Below are 17373 nucleotides of genomic sequence, written 5' to 3' on the forward strand. Positions count from 1 at the left end.
CACCCGCGCAGGCGGTCCGGAAAGGTCGGATCCCGCGCCACGGCAATTGCCGTGCCCAGCCTGCCGCGACGTCAGGCGACGAGGAACGGTTTCCGGGCGGGCACCGCCGACAGCGGCGTAAACGCAGACGCCGCGGACGCCGCGGACCCCACGGTCGCCGACACCGTCGATCCGATCTGGATGCGCCCCTTGCCGGCGCGCTTGGCCACGTACATGGCCTCGTCGGCGCCGCGCATGATCGCGGCGGTCTCGCAGGATCCTCGCGCCAGGACGATGCCGATGCTCGCGCTCACGGAGACCCGGTGCCCGCCGGCGACCTCGATCGGCCGCTCGATTTCGGCCAGGCATCGTTGAAGCACGGCGCGCGCGCTGCCCACGTCACTGCTGGCGACGAGCACGACCGCGAACTCGTCGCCGCCCAGGCGGGCCACGATGTCGTTGGCGCGCAATGTCTGCTGCAGCCGCGCGCCGACCGCCTTGAGCACCTCGTCGCCGGCCTCGTGCCCATGGCGATCGTTGACGGGCTTGAAGCCGTCCAGGTCCAGGTAGCAGACCGCGAGTCCCGTGTCCGCCCGCAGCGCGGTCGCCTGGGCGTCGGCGAGCTTCTCCTCGAACAGGCGCCGGTTCGGCAGACCCGTCAGGGCATCGCGGAAGGCCATGCCGTAGGCCTTCTCCTCGCTCTGTTTGAGCGCGTCGATGTCCACCAGCATCCACAGGCTTTCGTCCTCGGAGACCAGCATGCCGCTGAGATCGATCCACAGCGCGGCGCCGTCCTTCTTGCGCATCTGCACCTGGGTGCGGAAGCGTTCGCCGGCGCGCAGGGCGCCGTAGCCGGCCCGGCCGATGTGGTCGAAGGTGGCCTGGTCCAGGTAGAGGTCGCGCATCGACATGCCGCGCAATTCACCCGGGCCGTAGCCGAGGATGCGCGCGAGGGCCCGGTTGTCCCAGAGGATCACGCGCGACTTGAGGCGCACCATGCCCACCAGGTCGTTCTCCAGCATCAGCGACTGCTCGCGCGCGGTACGGTCCGCCGCCAGCCGGCCTTCATGCTCGCGCTTCTGCCCGCGATAGAGCAGCACCGAGATGCCGCCGATCAACGCGATCATCAGCGCCACGAGGCCCGAGAGTTCGGCGGCCTGGCGGTACCAGGCGCCGAGATACTCCTGGGTGCTCAGACCGGCATAGACCGTGAACGGATAACCCGGCACGCGGTGGTAGGCGGTGATGCGGTCCACCTTGTCCAGGGCCGTCGGGCTCACATACCACCCGTGGTCCGCATTCCGCTGCATGCTCTCGCGCAGGGCCCTGGAGACGGTCGCCTCGCCCAGCCCCTTGAGGGATCGGGGCTCGGACGCGGAATGACGGGCCACCATCAGGAAGTTGTCGTTCATGCGCATCGACATGGCGCCGGACCGCCCGAGCTCCATGGCGGCGAAGCGCTGCGCGAAGTGCTCCGAGGTCACCTCCGTCAGCACGACGCCGTCGAAGCCGCCGTCGCCGTTGATCAGGCGGCGCGCGACCACGATGCACCACAGGCCCGCCGTGCGGCTGCGCAGCGGCTCGGACACCACGGTGGCGTCGCGCGCCCTCGCGCGCTCGAAGTAGGACCGGTCACCCAGGTGGACCGGCGCCGCGGAGGCGCCCTCGTCGGCGACCACCACACCGGTCGCGTCGACCACGCGCACCGCGCTCACGTGCTTGAGCAGCACCTGCTGCTCGGCGACCATCTGCGCCAGGACGTCGGACCGGTCCGCTTCGCGAGGCGTCTTCGCGTACCGCTCGGCCACCGTGGCCAGGGCGTTGTCGATGAGCCGCAGCTCGGCCGCCACTTCGCTGCTCATGCTCGTGGCCAGGTTCTCGGCGGTCAGTCGCGCGGCGTCTTCGTCGCCTTCGCGGGCGTTGTACAGGCTCAACCCGGCCGCCGCGCAGAGCATCAGTCCCAGCGCCAGATTGCCGGCGGCCAGCCAGCGGCGCAGGCGGGTCAGTGAGGTCGCGACGATCGTTCGTTGATGCTGCACGGCAAGGCGTCCTTCCAGCGGGCCATCGGCGGGAAACCCCCACCCAGGGCCTGGGTCCAGGATGGACGTTGTACGTCCGCGCCGTGCGCCGCGCTATCCAGCGGAGGATGAAGCTCATGTAGGGTGACGACTGACGCGGCCGGTTTTCCTCGGCAGCTCGTCATAAATACCTGCCCTTGAGCGAGGAAGGCCGGATCGCGTTAGCGTGGCGGGATATCCGTGAAAGCGCCATGACACCATGACAGCCAACGACTTGCCCTCCTCGTCCGTCCTCTCCGTCCAGCCGCTCGGCATGCCCTGGGAGACAATCGACCCCTTCCTGTTCTGTGTCCACCATGACGACGCCTATCCGCGCGGCAACGGGCGCCACGGACCGGACGCGTCGCTGCTGGCGGGACGGAAGATGGGCTCGGACTTCTCCCGCCAGGACGGCTGGAGCATGTACCACGGCCAGCAGGTGCCCGGCTTCCCGGCCCATCCGCACCGCGGCTTCGAGACGGTGACCATCGTCCGCAAGGGGCGCATCGACCATGCCGACTCGCTGGGCGCCGGCGCGCGTTTCGGCGGTGGCGACGTGCAGTGGCTGACGGCCGGCAAGGGCATCGTCCACGCGGAGATGTTCCCCCTGCTGCACACCGACCGGCCCAATCCGCTGGAGCTGTTCCAGATCTGGCTCAACCTGCCGGCGGACAGCAAGATGGTGGAGCCGCACTTCACGATGTTCTGGTCGCAGGACATCCCGCGGCACAGCTTTGTCGACGACGCGGGACGCGCCACCGAAGTCGTGGTGATTGCGAGCGATCTGCCGCTTGCCGGAAAGCGCGATGGCAACGGCGACAGCCAGGGCGGCGTGTCCAAGCCGCTCGCGCCGCCGCCGGACTCGTGGGGCTCGCGGCTGCATGCGGACCTGGCGATGTGGACGTTGCGCCTGGAACCGGGTGCGCAATGGACGCTGCCGGCGGCGCTGGGCGATGGCACTCGACGCAAGCTGTATTTCTTCGCCGGCAGCCGGATCACCGTCGAGGGTCAGGCCGTGCCGGTCGGCTCCTCCATCGAAGTGCGCGCCGGCGACGCCGTCGTGCTGACCAATGGCGATGAACCCGCTGAGCTGCTGATGCTGCAGGGCCGCCCCATCGGCGAGCCGGTGGCGCAGTACGGCCCCTTCGTCATGAACACCGAGCAGGAGCTGCGCCAGGCGTTCGAGGACTACCGTCGCACCGAATTCGGCGGCTGGCCGTGGCCGGATGCGGCGCCGGTGCACGGCAACCAGGAGGACCGCTTCGCGCGGCATGCGGACGGGCGGACCGAGCGGCCGCCATCGCGGGACTGAATCGTCCGGTCGACGCGCCGAAACAAGTCCTGACCCCTTCATGGGCGAATCGCGCCCGGCACACCCGTTGCGTTGTGCCCGGCGAATGGCCGGTTCATTTGATTTTCGGCAATTCAGCGCATACCACCTTGTTCATCGGTCTTTTCCGAGGAGCCGAATCAAAGGTTCATGCAAGACTGATTGCCGTCACGGCCCAAGAGATCTCCACGGCAGTGCATACGCAGTACGACATCCGCCTCGACGGATGCGGCGATGCCCCTGCAAGTGATCCAGGCCGTCCGACTCGAATCACTGAACATTGGAGAAGACTCATGGGTGACAGTCTCAGCCCGAGCCGTGCGCGGCCGTCTTTCAATGCCGCTGCGGTGCGCAACGTGCGCCGGCAGCGACAGCTTCCGCGCTTGAACCTGCTGTACCTCGCCGCCCTCGGCGCCCTTGGCGCCTTCGGCGCGTTACCCGGCGCGGCCCATGCGCAGACCACCCTGGACTTCTCCACCGGCTGGACCGGCATCGGCAACAACGTCACCTACCAGACGACGCCGTTCACGACGCTCAGCAAGGGCACGCCGTTCACCTTGACGCCGCCGACCGGCCAGGGCATGTGGCGGCTGAGTCCGGTCAGCAGCACCATCAACGGGGCCTCCGCCGCGGACGCCGCGCTGGGGCTGACCAACGGGACCGTCGATGCGCTGCTCAACCACAACCCGAATTTCGGCGGCAGCGTCACCAATTTCTCCGTGCTGACGCAGACGATGACGCTCAACGCCGGGACGTATTCGTTCTCCTGGGCGCTCAACGTCACCGATCACGGCTTCAATGACGGCGCGCTCTTCTCGCTGTCGGGCAACGGACTGGAGTACCTCGAGTCCCTGGCCCGGGCGGGCGGTCCGGGGGACACGGCCGGTCCGTCGCCCAACACCTATGTGGCCTACCTCTTCGACACGGCGGACGGCGTCACGCCCTGGCTCACCACGACCTTCAACATCGCGACGACGGGGACCTACAAGGTCAGCTTCGCGGACTACAACTGGAACGACACCGCCGTCCCGCCGAACTTCTTCCTGGCCAGCACCATCGGGACCTACTCGGGCAATCCGCTGGCGGGCACCAGCGCTCCGCCGGACATCACGTCGGGCTCGGTGACCGGCTCCGACCTGGTGAACGGCACCGTCAATCCGGTGTTCGACGGCGGCACGCTGCGGGCCGACGTCAACAACGCCGTGTACAGCGCCAATCTGGCGATCAAGGGCACGGGCGGGACGATCGACCAGAACGGTCTGAACTCGACCTTCAGCGGCGTGCTGTCCGACCAGACGACCGGCACGCCGGGCGCGATGAGCTTCGTCAACGCCGGCGCGAGCGGCGGTTCGATCACGCTGACCGGCGTCAACACCTACACCGGCCAGACGACGGTCGGCAGCGGCGCCACGCTGGCGCTGGCCGGCGCCGGCAGCATCGCCACCTCGAGCCGTCTGGTGGACAACGGCGTGTTCGACATCGCCGGGACCAGCGCCGGCGCCACGCTGACCAGCCTGGCGGGCACGGGTGCCGTGGTGCTCGGCGGGCAAGTCCTGACCCTCACGAATGCCGCGGACACCTTCGGCGGCGTCATCGGCGGCAGCGGCGGCGTGACCGTCGCCGGCGGCACGCAGACGCTGTCCGGTATCAACACCTTCACCGGCGCCACCTCGGTCGCCAGCGGCGCGACCCTGGCGCTCTCGGGCACGGGCAGCATCGCCGCGTCCAGCGGGCTCGCGAACGAGGGCAGCTTCGACATCTCCGCGACGACGGCAGGCGCGACGCTGAAAAGCCTGACCGGCGCCGGCACGGTCGCCCTGGGCGCTCAGACCCTGACGCTGGCGAACGCCAGCGGTACCTATGCGGGCACGATCGGCGGCAGCGGCGGTCTGGCCGTGGCCGGCGGCACGCAGACGCTGACCGCCGTCAACACCTTCGCCGGCGCCACCTCGATCGCCAGCGGCGCGACCCTGGCGCTGACGGGCACTGGCAGCATCGGCGCGTCCAGCGGGCTCGCGAACGACGGCAGCTTCGACATCTCCGCGACGACGGCCGGCGCGACGCTGAAGAGCCTGACCGGCGGCGGCACGGTCGCCCTGGGCGCTCAGACCCTGACGCTGGCCAACGCCAGCGGCGGCTATGCAGGCACGATCGTCGGCAGCGGCGGTCTGGCCGTGGCCGGCGGCACGCAGTCGCTGTCCGGCGTCAACACCTTCACCGGCGGCACCTTGATCGCCAGCGGCGCGACCCTGGCGCTGACGGGCACGGGCAGCATCGCCGCGTCCAGCGGCCTCACGAACGGCGGCACGCTCGACATCTCCGGCACCACCGCCGGCGCCAGCGTGCGGTCCCTCGCGGGCAGCGGCAGCGTGGTGCTCGGCAGCAGGACCCTCACGATCGACACGACGGCCGCGTCCTTCAACGGCGCGATCAGCGGCAGCGGCGGCGTGCGGCTCAACGGCGGGCAGTGGACCGTCGGCAACGCGCAGGCCTACACGGGACTGACCATCCTGGCCGCGTCGACGCTGCAGGTGAACGGCAGTCTGGCCGGCGGCGTGGACGTGCGCAGCGGCGCCGTGCTGCAAGGCAGCGGCACGATCGCCGGACCGGTGACGGTCGCCTCGGGCGGCAAGTTGTCGCCGGGCAATTCCCCTGGCGTGATGACGGTGGGCGCCAGCGTCAGCCTGGCACCCGGATCGACGTTCGAAGTCGACATCAACGGCGCGACGCCGGGCAACGGCGCGGGACACCACGATCAGCTCGTGCTGACCGGTGCCGGCAGCAAGTTCAGCGCGAACGGCGCGCAGCTCACGGTCAATCTCGTTGGCATTTCCGGTCTCGGCACCTATACGCCGTATGTGCCGACGCTGGGGCAGCGATTCCATATCGTCGACGCGCAGGGCGGGCTGGACGCGACGACCTTCGGCGCCCTCTCGCAACCCACCGGACTGACGGCGGGCACGCGGCTGCGGGCGCTCTATTCCGCCAACGGCGTCGACCTGCTGGTCGTGCCGACGGCCTACCTGGCGCTCGCCCAGGGCCAGGGCGCCAACCTGAACACGCAGTCAGTCGCCGCGGCGCTGGACAAGATCACGGCGGCGCAGGACGCCGCCACCGCGACCCCAGCGCAGACGACCCTGTCCAACACGATCGCCGGGCTCGACAACGCGACGCTGATGGGCACGATGCGCTCGCTCAGCGGCGAGATCCACGGGGCCGTCGCAGCCGCCTTGCCGTCGGCCGGCCAGCGCCTGCAGGACTCGGTGTCCCGGCACCTGTCCGCCCCGGAATCGCGGCAGCGCGGGCTTTGGGTCGACTACAGCGGCGGCAAGAGCCGCTGGGCCGCGGACGGTGCCTCCTCGGCGGCGCGCACGCGCGACCGCCACCAGATCACGATCGGCTTCGACGTGATGAACGACGGCACCAACGGCTTCGGCGTGGCGCTGTCGCAATCCAACCAGAAGCTCAGCTCCGACAGCGGCGGCACCGGCGAAGTGAAGGACACGCTCGGCATGGCGTACGGCCAGCTCGGCCTGGGCGCCGGGCTGATCCTCGACGGACAGATCGGCGGCGGCGGCGGCAAGGCCCTCAGCAGCCGTGACGATCCTCTGGCGGCGCTCGGCCTGAGCCAGGGCCAGCTGAAGACCGACGCCTCCACGCGCCAGATGTTCGCCGGCATCGGCGTGCGCACGGCGATGAACTACGAGAACGTGCGGCTGGTGCCGTACGCGCGCGTCGAGACGCAGCAGGTCAAGCGCGATGCCACGACCGAGGACTCGGGATCGCTGGCCGCGTTGAATCTCGGCAAGCTGTCGGCCGGCGGCGGCCGCATGGAAGTCGGTCTGGGCGTGGGCTCGACGGACAAGGATCCGGGCACCGCGCGCTTCACCTTCGGCGGGCGACTGGCCGTGGGCCGCGAGTCGGGGGCGCTGCGGCGCGTGCTCGTCGATGCGAGCCTGGCCGGCACGGCCATCCAGATCCAGGCGCCGCGCGTCAGCCGCCAATACCTGCGTGCGGAACTGACGGGGACCTGGCTGGTCATGCCCGGCGGCTACGTCTACGCCGGCGTCAGCGGACAGACCCGGGAAAACCGGACGGACAGCTCGTTCACGTTGGGCGCCATCGCCACGTTCTGAGGGGTCGTGGGGGCGGATGGGCGGACGGAGCGGCCTGCTCGGAGGCCATTGCTTCGCCGTCCAGGGTGACTTGGTTCAGGGGCCACTCGAGCTCGAACAGGGTTGAGTCGCAACGAGGAATCGATCGATGAGCTCCGTCGAGATCTCCAGCTCGTAGAGGGTCCAGCCCTCTGTCTCGACGAACTGCAACCAGGAATCCGCGTTCATGGTGAACGTCGAGCGGATGATCGGCTCGAGCAGTGGCCTGTCGACCGGAGGCAAGGCGCTGATCACTCGCTCCACGGCGGTTTCAAGGCTTGCATAGGCTGATTCGCAGCCGTCCGGCGGCCTGCACGTCTCGCCGTAGGTGGTCCATTCGTGCAGCGAGTTCAGGAAGTATCCGCCGTCGTAGGGCGGCTTGGATTGCACGACGAAATCCGTGCCGACCTCGGCATAGGGAACGAAGGTGACGGCGCGCTTCAGCTCGTCATCCGCGCTGAAGATTTGCGCCACACGTTCGCGCAAGACGACCCAATCCGAGACGGCCACGTCCCGGTTGAAATGGACGAGGAAGCTCATGCCCCAACCGTGCGGATCGTGGAGCTCCCGTGGCGTCTTGAACTGATAGAGCGTGCCTGTCCGGCATGCAAGAACAGGTTGCAAGTTCCAACTTGCGGGGAGTTCCTCAAAACTGCGCATGGATCCGATCCGGAGACGACAGGCGGGTCATGTTATCCGTGGCGCCAGTCGCTTCTCTGCGGCAGCGGCCGGCCGGAGCGGACCTCGGCCTCAGTCGGTCACACGACCGGGTTAAGCTGGCCCCAAGGAGCCAGCGATGAACGTTTCCAAGGCCTCAAGCGCGTCCCCCTACGGCGCGAGCGCCGGTGCCGTCAGCTACCGTTTCGACAGCCTGCGCGAGCTGATGGCCAAGGCCACGCCGGAGCGCTCGGGCGACCGGCTCGCTGGCGTCTGCGCCGAGTCCGAGCAGGAGCGCGTCGCCGCGCAGATGGCCCTGGCCGACCTGCCATTGAAGACCTTCCTCAACGAGGCGCTGGTCCCCTATGAGGACGACGAGGTCACGCGACTCATCGTCGACACGCACGACGCCACGGCGTTCCAGGTGATCGGGCACCTGACGGTCGGCGGGCTGCGCGAGTGGCTGCTTTCGGATGCGGCCGACACGGCCACGCTGACGCGCCTGACTCTCGGACTCACGCCCGAGATCGTGGCCGCGGTGAGCAAGATCATGCGGAACCAGGACTTGATCCTGGTGGCGCGCAAATGCGAGGTCGTCACGCGATTCCGCAACACGCTGGGCCTGTCGGGCCGTCTGTCCACGCGCCTGCAGCCCAACCACCCGACCGACGACGCCAGCGGCATTGCGGCCAGCGTGCTGGACGGCCTGATGTACGGCAGCGGCGACGCGGTCATCGGCATCAATCCCGCCACCGACAACGTGGCACAGGTCTCGCACTTGCTGCGCCTGCTCGCGGAGGTCATCGAGCGCTTCGAGATCCCCACCCAGAGCTGCGTGCTCACGCACGTGACCAACACGCTGCAGTGCATCGAGCGCGGCGCGCCGGTCGACTTGGTGTTCCAGTCCATCGGCGGCACGGAGGCGACCAACCGCAGCTTCGGCGTCGATCTGAAGCTGCTGGCCGAAGCACGCGCGGCGGCGCTGTCGCTGGAGCGAGGCACCCTCTTCGACGACGGCCAGCGCGGCCGGCACGTCATGTACTTCGAGACCGGCCAGGGCAGCGCGCTATCGGCCGGCGCGCACCACGGCTGCGACCAGCAGACCATCGAGGCCCGGACCTACGCGGTGGCGCGGCACTTCGAGCCGCTGCTCGTGAACACCGTGGTCGGTTTCATCGGCCCCGAGTACCTGTACGACGGCAAGCAGATCATCCGGGCGGGATTGGAGGATCACTTCTGCGCGAAGCTGCTCGGCCTGCCGATGGGCTGCGACATCTGCTACACGAATCACGCCGCGGCCGACCAGAACGACATGGACGTGCTGCTCACGCTGCTCGGCGTGGCGGGATGCAACTTCATCATGGGCATTCCGGGCTCGGACGATGTGATGCTCAACTACCAGACGACGTCCTTCCACGACGCGCTGTATGCGCGGCGGGTACTGGGCTTGCGCGCCGCGCCGGAGTTCGAGCGCTGGCTCGAGCGCATGCGCATCGCGCGGCCCGGCGCACCGGGTCATCTGGTGGACGGCATGCCCCCGGCCTTCGCGGCCTTGCTGCCTTCGTCGTGAGCGCGGCCATGAGCGACGACACCGTGAGCGACACGATCATCCCCAACCCTTGGAGCACCCTGCGCCGTCACACGCCTGCGCGCATCGGCCTGGGCCGTGCGGGCGTCAGTCAGCCGACGGCGGCGCATCTCGCGTTCCAGCTCGCTCACGCCCAGGCGCGGGACGCGGTGCATCGCGAGCTGGACCACGAGGCGCTCGTTGCCTCATTGAACGAGGCTGGGCTGGAAACGCTGGATCTGCACAGTGCCGCGAGTGATCGGGCCACCTACCTTCAGCGGCCGGATCTCGGGCGAAGGCTCGACGAGCGGTCGACTGCGCTGTTGGCCACGCGTGAAGTGGAAGATCCGCCAGATCTGGCGCTGATCGTGGCGGACGGCCTGTCCGCGTTGGCGATCGAGCGTCATGCCCTCGCCTTCATCGCGGCGCTCCGGCCGCTGCTCGCGACCGACTGGCGCTGGGCGCCCGTGGCCATCGCCCGCCAGGCTCGCGTGGCGATCGGCGATCCGATCGGTCATGCGCTCGGAGCGAAGCTCGTCGTGGTGCTGATCGGCGAACGCCCGGGGCTGAGTTCCCCCGACAGCATGGGCGTGTACGTCACCTGGGCGCCTCGACCTGGGCGGACGGACGCGGAGCGCAACTGCATCTCCAATGTGCGGCCGGAAGGCCTAGCACCGGAGGCCGCAGCGGCGCGCCTCGCATGGCTGCTCAACGAGGCGCGGGCCCGGCAGATGACAGGTGTTGCGTTGAAGGATGAGAGTGCCGACTCGGCGCCGACAATCGAAGGTCGACAGACATTCCTGCTCCATCCAGAAACACCATGACCCCGTTCCAGATCGCCCTCGGCGTCGTCTTCGAGCTTCCCCACGGTCCCCATCGAATGCGGGTCATCGCCTACGACGATGCCGAAGTCATGTACGACGTTTGGTGGCCTCACAAGGACAACTGGTCGATGGCTACATTGCTCGGCAACGTCTCCTACTACCGGACGTCCCGCGACTACGTCGAAGCGAATGCGGTCCACATCCGGACGGATCCCCTGTCGGAGAAGGAGCTTCAGGTGCTTCGGCCCGACCTGCCTTTCGCCGTGGCGCGACGTGAGGACGCGTCGTGGTACGACGCTTCGTGGCCGGAAGGCCTCCTGAAGGCCGAGTCGGTCCTCGACCTCAGTGCGCTTTATCTCTCGCCATTCGGACCGCGGGACACAAGCAAGCCGGCAGTCCTGCTGACCGCCGACAACGGCACGTCATTCACCGAGCTGGAATTGCTCATCAAGGCGAAGGCGCTGCAGGATCCGTTCGTGGGCAATGTCCGTTTGACCGAAGGCTTGGGAATCTATCGCTCCGGCTTCAAGAAGCGGATTCCGTCCTACTACATCTGGGGTGCGAAGAGTCGCGCCGAAGCGCCGTCGACGGTCTTGTCCCATGCGGCCCGGCGCGTGTGACTCGGGGCGGCACGACGGCGCTACCCTGCCCCTGAAACGCCAAGAGCGCTGCGGGCAGCGATCACCCCCTGCAACGACCGCAAATAGCGCGTTGACAGTTCGATCTTCGTGATCTCACCGATCTTGATCGCCTGGGTCTCAGGCACCCAGATCCCATTCGCGGACAGATTGGTGAATCCGATCCTGTCCGAGAGCACGCGACGCACGGCGCCCACAAAGCAGATGTCCGGATCGGCCACTTCCAGGTGGAGGGCGACCAGGGACTGCTCTCGCGACATCGATTGCATCAACTCGAAGTAGCCACCCTGGAGGTCGAGTCCCGAAGTGTCCGGCTCGACGCGGTCCCAGACGGACGCCGCCGCGACATGGAAATCGAGGCGCTCGAAGTCGTCCTCGATCTCCACGATGTCCGACTTGTGCAGGAAGCAATACCCATCCGGATCCAGCGAATCCGAGATCTCCGAGGCGACGATCACTCCAGGAGCGTCGACAAGAAGAACGCAGACGATGCTGTCCAGAGGCGGCCGCCGTTTGATTTGAACGATCCGTTGCATCGCTCCAGCTTAAGGCGAAACGAAACTCTCCTTGCCCGCCTTCTTCTCTTCCTCGGCGATCTTCACGTCGGCCTCGTCCACCACGCCGTCCTTGTTGCGGTCGTGCAGGTTGAACATGCTCAGGCCGGCCGCCTGGAACTCTTCCAGGCTGATGCCGTCGCTCTTGTCCTTGTCGAGCACGCCGAAGCGGACCTTGGCCTGACGCATCTGGCGCTGCAGCTCCTCGCGGCGCTTCTCCGGATCGGCGATCTTGCCGATGCGCTGCATCAGGCGGCCTTCGAATTCGCCGAGGTATTCGGCTTCGCTCAGCTGGCCATCGGCATTGAAGTCGATGCGCACGAACTCGACCTCGCGGCCCAGCTTGAATTCGGCGAGCAGCACCTTGCCGTCGCCGTTGATGTCCTGCTCGGCGATGAAGGTCGTGGAGGAATGCGAGGCGGCCAGGGCGGGCAGCGAGGCCAGGCCCAGCAGGCTCACGAACAGGGAACGTTGGAAGGTGGTCTTCATGGCTGAGGCTGCACTTCGATGGTCAGGGTGGCCGTGGTGCTGATCCACAGCGCGGGGTTGTCGGGCGAGGCGCGGCGAACGCGCACCTGCAACAGGTAGAGGCCCGCCGTCTTCGGCTTGAAGCTCACTTCGCCGGCGGCGTTGGTGCTGAAGTCCAGCTCGGCCTGCTTCTGGCTGACGTAGTTCTGGCCGTCGGCGATGACGGTCAGGGTCTCGCCGGCCAGCGGCTTGCGGTTCTCGCGCACGCGCACGGTGACGGGCTCGCCGGCATAGAGCTCATAGGGCTTGGTCACCGGGAAGATCTCGACGCCCTCGGTATCGAAGTCCACCGCGCCGGGGCGGCCGCGGGTGACGTACACGTCGGCCCGGGTGATGCTCTGCACGTCGATCGGCTTGTCGCCGGGCTGCGCGTCTTCGGCGCGTTCGGAGAACACGACCTTGCCCTGGCGCAACACGCCCTTGGCCAGGCGCCCCTTGCGCACGCCCGACGACACGAGGTAGGTGCCGTTGCCCGCGCCCAGCGGCACTTCTAGGTAGCTGGCGTCCTTCAGCACCGCGGCCGGGGTCAGGGCTTGCCTCTTGCCGTCGGGACCGATCACCTGGAAGGTGTCGGACTTCATCGCCACGTCGGGGCGCAGGTCGCCTTCGGCGAACGAGGCCTCGACGGTGACGTGCTTGCGCTGCTCCTCGGCGCTGAAGGTGTTGGGCTTGAGGTAGGGCGAATGGGCCTGGGCGCCTGCGCACAACAGCAGCGGGGTCAGGCAGAGACCGATCTTTTTGAGCGTGAAGAGGGACATCGCGATTCGTGCCGGGTTGAGTCGGTCGGCACTATAGATGAGAATTGCTCGCAATTGAGAACTATTATCAACAAAGACGAAAATCCCCTTCGCAAGACGGCCGGTGCCAGGTGTTGCGCCGAAGCGCGAGACACTGGCGGCTCGACAAGGAGCATCGGATGAGCGACGACGTGGAAGTCACCCCGGAGCTGGTCGAGCGGCGCATTCGCAACGACGTGCTCGATTGGGTCGAGATGGTGGTGGCGATCGAATCCGACCCGCCTCCGTTCGACCTCAACGAGGTGATCAATCAGTGGTACGACCTCCATCCGGAGGCGTGCCTTGCGCTGCCCTACCCTGCGCCGGCTTACACCGAGGAGGAGGCGGAGGCCTTGATGCGCGTCCTCGAAGCCGTCGATCGCGTCGTGGCGACGACGCCCCAGACGATTGTCGATACCGCCGCCGCGCTCGCGTTGCCCGAGTGGGCGGAACTGGACGTCGCCGCGCGGCACGCGCTGGCGGTGATGTCGGTGCGGGGCAAGCTGTCGGAATGAGCCGGGAAGCGGCTCATCGACTCGACAGGAGATAGTCGCGCGCCACCAGCAGCACGACCGGGATCACGAGGACCCACAAGGCCACGGTCAACGACCGGCGGGTCTTGCCGTAGATGCCTGGAATCTCGCGTTCGAACTCGCCCTGATCTTTCGCGGAAGTCTTCCAGGCGCGCCGAGCCATCAACGGCGTGCTTGCCAGGCAGAGAACGCCGAAGAGCCACGTGATCGTCACCATCGTCCAGAACTGAATCGGATGACTCGCTGCAGTGATCTGCCCGCCTCTTCGAAGACTGATGATCCCAGTCGCAGCGGTGTGTTGCGCGAGATAGATCAGACTAGCGCTCACGGCCAGGAAGACCACGACCATCAGGACGGAGAGAACGGCGAAGCGAAGGCGGCGAAGTGTCATGGGGGTGCGCGCGACGGCTGTGCGGGAGTATCCGCGAAGTCTGGCGAAGCCAATTTTCATGGTGGCTGGGCATCCGGATTCGCAGCGAAGTCGACCTCGCGCAAGATGACTAGACTCGCCGACCATGGGCATCTACATACAATTCTGGCATTGCCATCCATCCGGTCTCGCCGACGAATTTCTATCGGGGCCGCTGGAAGCCTTTGAAGCCTGGTGCAATGAAACGGCTGCCGATTTCCCCGATGACATCGAGCCCACGATCCTTCCTCTCTTGGAGGCCGTTCAAGCCCGTGGCGGCAGCGCGCTTGGCGCTGCGAGCGAAGCTGAGGCGATCGCCGTCGATCGTCTGCTCGACACCTACTTCGGCATGTTCTGCGATCAGCAGCGCCCGGACCTGATGCGGGCCGCCGATCCGTCACTGCTGCCAGCGCGCCATTTCAGAGGCATGTTCGGCACCTCGAGGGAAGCCAGCCCCTGCAGTACCGCATTCGAGCTCTGGAGCTTCCTGTTCACGGGTCGCGCCGTGGGTCGCGACTCGAGCCTGCTTCCTTACCGCTCCGCCGACGGCGTCTATCACCTGGCCTATTGGTCCGCCCAGGAGGTGATGCTCCTGGATGACGCGTTCGCCGCGGACCTGGTGTCAGCCGATGTCGAAGCCAGGGCTTTGAATGCTGCTCGAAACGCGGTAGCAACGGCGCGCCGTCAAGGAACCGGACTCATCATCCAGGTCGCATGAATTGCTGGCGAGGATGGATGCTGGATCGAATGCCTTCGACTGAAGGCCTCCCCGTTAATGCGGCCGCCGGTTCTTGCTCGATCCATTGCTCGTGGGATGACTGATGCGGAGGCGGCCCTGATTCAAACCGGGATCGCCCCCCGATTCATGGACACGGCGGCATGACGCGCTCCACAACGCGATGGATGCCGGGCACCGGCACGCGGCGCATCCTGGGCCCAGGCCCCGTCAACCAGGGGTCGCTCATCAACCCTGGAGGGCTCGTGCCATGGCCTCAAGAAAGTCCCGTTCCTCTCCCGCCGAGCGCATCCCGGAGGATGTCGCCCCCGTCGAACCGCCGCCCGCGATGACCGCCATGCCCGATCCGGGCGACCCCGGCGGCGGTCAGGCCCAGACGACCGGGCGCTACATCATCATCTTCAAGCACCCTGCCATCGAGGACGCCGGCATCGTCAAGTCCACGATGAGCAAGTTCGCCGGCGTCAAGAGCTTCGCCTCGTCGGCCGATTACACCGACGCCGCCATCTCCGGCCACGAACTGGCGGATGCCGACGTCATGCACTTCCGCAAAACCGGCATCGTCGTCGTGAACGCCGATGACGAACGCCTGCAGTCGCTGGCCGCCTCCGCGATGGACGAGTCCAGCCCCATCCTCGCCATCGAGCCCGAGTACCTCGTGTACGCGCTGGGCTTGGACGACCCGTCCCTGCAATACCTCAAGGGCTATCGCGACGCCGTGAACGCGTTGTACGACCAGCTCGCCGGCAAAGGCTCGTCCGAGTTGGGCGGGGCCGAGGAGATGGCCGCCCTGCTGGCGGACAACAACCAGTTCACCTGGGGCCTGCAGGCCACGCGCGTGCACACCTCGCGCTACTCGGGCCAGGGCGTCAAGGTCGCCGTGCTGGACACCGGCTTCGACCTGCGCCATCCCGACTTCCAGGGGCGTCCCATCGTGTCGCAATCCTTCGTGCCCGGCCAGGCCGTGCAGGACGGCCACGGGCATGGCACCCACTGCGTGGGCACCGCCTGCGGCCCGCAGCGTCCGATCGGGTCGCGCCGTTACGGCTGTGCCTACAACGCGCAGATCCACGTGGGCAAGGTGCTCAACAACCAGGGCTCCGGCGCCACCAGCGCCATCGTCGCCGGCATCGAATGGGCGATGAGCAAGGGCTGCCAGGTCGTCTCCATGTCGCTGGGCGGCAATATCAACCAGAAGGTGCAGCAGTACGAGGTGCCCATCCGGCGGGCGCTGAAGGCAGGCACGCTGGTCGTCGCGGCGGCGGGCAACAACGCCAGGCGTCAGAACGGCAACTTCGGCTTCGTTTCGGCGCCTGCGAATGCCGACGCCGCCATGGCCGTGGCGGCGCTGGATGCGAGGCTGGCGGTGGCCGACTTCTCCGCGCGGAGCAGCCTCGTCACCGGCGAGGGCGGCAAGGTCAACATCGCCGGGCCGGGCGTGGCCGTGTATTCCTCGTGGCCCATGCCTGCGCGCTACAACACCATCTCCGGCACGAGCATGGCCACGCCTCATGTGGCCGGCATCGCGGCGCTGTGGTGCCAGGCGACGGGCGCCACCGGCGCGGCGCTGTGGACCAAGCTCACGCAGAACGCCCGCGCGCTTGCCAGCGCGTCGGCGGCCGACGTGGGCTCGGGGCTGGTGCAGGCCCCGCAGTGACGGTGGGGCCCCAGGTGTAAGCTGGGACCCTTCGAACTCCAGGACTGCCGCCGTGTCCAACACTTCCAAACCCGTGGTCGTCACGGTGGACGACGACGCCATGCCGCGCATCCACGACGTGGCGAAACAGCTCGGCAGCGCCGGGCTCAAGGTCTCGCAGGTGATGCCACTCACCGGCGTGATCACCGGACATTTCTCGGGGCAGGCGCTCTCCGTGCTGCAAGGCGTGACGGGCGTGATGAGCGTGGAGCTGGAGCAAGGCGTGCAGTTGCCGCCGTCGGATGCGGACGTTCAGTAGCGCCCGGAAACAGGTCGGCCGGCAGGCCGACTTCACGTTCGACCTTGCAGCGCAGGCAGACGAGCCTGGCATCTGGGACAGGTCATTTTCCGGATGGGCAGCGAAGTCGCCGCCGCTGCGCTCGCCACGGACAGCCTGGTATCAGGTGGACGCACCCACGCGCTGAACGCGCACGCCCAGCCATCGCGCCGCCGGAATCCGCGGCTACCCTCCCCGCCGACAGACCACTGCCTTCAACGACATGTTCCATCGCCTCTATTGCTCAAGCGGAAATACCTTGGGAGTCGACGAGTACCTGGGGTACTCGGAGATCGGAGTGGATGGGTACTGGCTCCGTTATCTCGAAGTCCGTGCCGATGGGACCGCGCTCAGATACAGCGAAGCGTTCCCAGCCGATTCGCATGGCATTCTTCCGGAGGGAACGTGGGACGAGGACGAAATCGTCAAGCGTGAATACGGCACCGTAGCGGCGATCTCGGCAGAACTCTTCGAAGCGCTGTGGGCGACGACGCGTTGCGTCAATGACCGCTAGTTCCAGCGTCGTTCGACTGGCCCGGAGAATCTTTCGATTCGATGCCGCACCGAGGCCATGCCGTGGTCTGCCCGACCCGCTGGCGATCTCGGCATTCCGGAATCGCAAACCCGGCATTTCACCGATCGTTGTCGGCACCGGCCG

General features: G+C 67.5%; 16 protein-coding genes. 10 read left to right on the plus strand and 6 right to left on the minus strand.

The features are described 5' to 3' along the window. Window positions 1–71: 71 nt before the first annotated feature. Entirely contained in the window at window positions 72–2018 is a 1947-nt protein-coding gene (locus AC07OZ_RS05435; RefSeq protein ID WP_495466130.1) for a sensor domain-containing diguanylate cyclase, read from the minus strand. Between the two features lie 238 nt (window positions 2019–2256). On the opposite strand from AC07OZ_RS05435, the gene AC07OZ_RS05440 reads away from it, so the two are divergent. Together AC07OZ_RS05440 and AC07OZ_RS05445 are read left to right on the plus strand one after the other, a co-directional pair. Continuing rightward, on the plus strand, window positions 2257–3348 hold the full coding sequence (locus tag AC07OZ_RS05440; protein WP_495466131.1) for a pirin family protein: 1092 nt from the start codon (window positions 2257–2259) through the stop codon (window positions 3346–3348). A gap of 311 nt (window positions 3349–3659) precedes the next feature. After that, window positions 3660–7502, plus strand: a complete 3843-nt coding sequence (locus tag AC07OZ_RS05445) for a hypothetical protein (RefSeq protein ID WP_495466132.1) — start codon at window positions 3660–3662, stop codon at window positions 7500–7502. Window positions 7503–7577: 75 nt separating this feature from the next. Here AC07OZ_RS05445 and AC07OZ_RS05450 read toward each other — a convergent pair whose 3' ends face one another. After that, complete coding sequence (locus AC07OZ_RS05450; RefSeq protein WP_495466133.1) at window positions 7578–8180, minus strand: hypothetical protein; 603 nt, start codon at window positions 8178–8180, stop codon at window positions 7578–7580. Between the two features lie 136 nt (window positions 8181–8316). On the opposite strand from AC07OZ_RS05450, the gene AC07OZ_RS05455 reads away from it, so the two are divergent. The 3 genes from AC07OZ_RS05455 to AC07OZ_RS05465 are packed head-to-tail and all read left to right on the plus strand — an operon-like array spanning window position 8317 to window position 11188. After that, window positions 8317–9747, plus strand: coding sequence for an ethanolamine ammonia-lyase subunit EutB (locus tag AC07OZ_RS05455; RefSeq protein ID WP_495466134.1), 1431 nt, complete (start codon window positions 8317–8319; stop codon window positions 9745–9747). Window positions 9748–9755: 8 nt separating this feature from the next. Next, window positions 9756–10568: an ethanolamine ammonia-lyase subunit EutC gene (gene eutC / locus AC07OZ_RS05460; RefSeq protein ID WP_495466135.1), complete on the plus strand. Its 813-nt coding sequence runs from the start codon at window positions 9756–9758 to the stop codon at window positions 10566–10568. Then, window positions 10565–11188 (plus strand): hypothetical protein, encoded by a 624-nt coding sequence (locus AC07OZ_RS05465; protein ID WP_495466136.1) that lies wholly within the window; start codon window positions 10565–10567, stop codon window positions 11186–11188. Before eutC ends, AC07OZ_RS05465 begins: the two co-directional genes overlap by 4 nt. A gap of 20 nt (window positions 11189–11208) precedes the next feature. Here the strand turns inward: AC07OZ_RS05465 and AC07OZ_RS05470 are convergent, their stop codons facing one another. The 3 genes from AC07OZ_RS05470 to AC07OZ_RS05480 are packed head-to-tail and all read right to left on the minus strand — an operon-like array spanning window position 11209 to window position 13046. Continuing rightward, on the minus strand, window positions 11209–11742 hold the full coding sequence (locus AC07OZ_RS05470) for a hypothetical protein (RefSeq protein WP_495466137.1): 534 nt from the start codon (window positions 11740–11742) through the stop codon (window positions 11209–11211). A gap of 9 nt (window positions 11743–11751) precedes the next feature. Beyond that, entirely contained in the window at window positions 11752–12249 is a 498-nt protein-coding gene (locus AC07OZ_RS05475; protein WP_495466138.1) for an EF-hand domain-containing protein, read from the minus strand. Continuing rightward, window positions 12246–13046 carry a DUF4198 domain-containing protein gene (locus AC07OZ_RS05480; protein WP_495466139.1) on the minus strand — a complete coding sequence of 267 codons (801 nt, stop codon included), beginning with the start codon at window positions 13044–13046 and terminating at the stop codon, window positions 12246–12248. Before AC07OZ_RS05480 ends, AC07OZ_RS05475 begins: the two co-directional genes overlap by 4 nt. Before the next feature lie 158 nt (window positions 13047–13204). Between AC07OZ_RS05480 and AC07OZ_RS05485 the strand changes: the two genes are divergently transcribed. After that, a complete protein-coding gene (locus AC07OZ_RS05485) occupies window positions 13205–13579 on the plus strand; it encodes a hypothetical protein (RefSeq protein WP_495466140.1) in 375 nt (124 codons plus the stop codon). 13 nt (window positions 13580–13592) lie between these two features. On the opposite strand, the gene AC07OZ_RS05490 is transcribed toward AC07OZ_RS05485, so the two are convergent. Next, window positions 13593–14048, minus strand: a complete 456-nt coding sequence (locus AC07OZ_RS05490) for a hypothetical protein (protein WP_495466141.1) — start codon at window positions 14046–14048, stop codon at window positions 13593–13595. Window positions 14049–14112: 64 nt separating this feature from the next. Here AC07OZ_RS05490 and AC07OZ_RS05495 point away from each other — a divergent pair, with 64 nt between their 5' ends. The 4 genes from AC07OZ_RS05495 (at window position 14113) to AC07OZ_RS05510 (ending at window position 17229) form a co-directional block, all read left to right on the plus strand. Then, window positions 14113–14724 carry a hypothetical protein gene (locus AC07OZ_RS05495; RefSeq protein ID WP_495466142.1) on the plus strand — a complete coding sequence of 204 codons (612 nt, stop codon included), beginning with the start codon at window positions 14113–14115 and terminating at the stop codon, window positions 14722–14724. Between the two features lie 268 nt (window positions 14725–14992). After that, the gene (locus tag AC07OZ_RS05500; RefSeq protein ID WP_495466143.1) at window positions 14993–16399 is read left to right on the plus strand and encodes a S8 family serine peptidase; all 1407 of its coding nucleotides are present in this window, start codon (window positions 14993–14995) and stop codon (window positions 16397–16399) included. Between the two features lie 52 nt (window positions 16400–16451). After that, complete coding sequence (locus AC07OZ_RS05505; RefSeq protein ID WP_495466144.1) at window positions 16452–16697, plus strand: hypothetical protein; 246 nt, start codon at window positions 16452–16454, stop codon at window positions 16695–16697. 241 nt (window positions 16698–16938) lie between these two features. Then, window positions 16939–17229 (plus strand): hypothetical protein, encoded by a 291-nt coding sequence (locus AC07OZ_RS05510; protein WP_495466145.1) that lies wholly within the window; start codon window positions 16939–16941, stop codon window positions 17227–17229. Window positions 17230–17373: the final 144 nt, after the last annotated feature.

The organism is Roseateles sp. GW821-FHT09G03 (assembly GCF_059416045.1).

Bases quoted from the DNA above. Each gene is read 5' to 3' on its own strand.
- AC07OZ_RS05465 (WP_495466136.1), top strand. From the start codon at position 10,565: ATGACCCCGTTCCAGATCGCCCTCGGCGTCGTCTTCGAGCTTCCCCAC.
- AC07OZ_RS05495 (WP_495466142.1), top strand. From the start codon at position 14,113: ATGGGCATCTACATACAATTCTGGCATTGCCATCCATCCGGTCTCGCC.
- AC07OZ_RS05485 (WP_495466140.1), top strand. From the start codon at position 13,205: ATGAGCGACGACGTGGAAGTCACCCCGGAGCTGGTCGAGCGGCGCATT.
- AC07OZ_RS05440 (WP_495466131.1), top strand. From the start codon at position 2,257: ATGACAGCCAACGACTTGCCCTCCTCGTCCGTCCTCTCCGTCCAGCCG.
- AC07OZ_RS05475 (WP_495466138.1), bottom strand. From the start codon at position 12,249: ATGAAGACCACCTTCCAACGTTCCCTGTTCGTGAGCCTGCTGGGCCTG.
- AC07OZ_RS05450 (WP_495466133.1), bottom strand. From the start codon at position 8,180: ATGCGCAGTTTTGAGGAACTCCCCGCAAGTTGGAACTTGCAACCTGTT.
- AC07OZ_RS05445 (WP_495466132.1), top strand. From the start codon at position 3,660: ATGGGTGACAGTCTCAGCCCGAGCCGTGCGCGGCCGTCTTTCAATGCC.
- AC07OZ_RS05480 (WP_495466139.1), bottom strand. From the start codon at position 13,046: ATGTCCCTCTTCACGCTCAAAAAGATCGGTCTCTGCCTGACCCCGCTG.
- AC07OZ_RS05490 (WP_495466141.1), bottom strand. From the start codon at position 14,048: ATGAAAATTGGCTTCGCCAGACTTCGCGGATACTCCCGCACAGCCGTC.
- AC07OZ_RS05500 (WP_495466143.1), top strand. From the start codon at position 14,993: ATGGCCTCAAGAAAGTCCCGTTCCTCTCCCGCCGAGCGCATCCCGGAG.
- AC07OZ_RS05455 (WP_495466134.1), top strand. From the start codon at position 8,317: ATGAACGTTTCCAAGGCCTCAAGCGCGTCCCCCTACGGCGCGAGCGCC.
- AC07OZ_RS05510 (WP_495466145.1), top strand. From the start codon at position 16,939: ATGTTCCATCGCCTCTATTGCTCAAGCGGAAATACCTTGGGAGTCGAC.
- AC07OZ_RS05470 (WP_495466137.1), bottom strand. From the start codon at position 11,742: ATGCAACGGATCGTTCAAATCAAACGGCGGCCGCCTCTGGACAGCATC.
- eutC (WP_495466135.1), top strand. From the start codon at position 9,756: ATGAGCGACGACACCGTGAGCGACACGATCATCCCCAACCCTTGGAGC.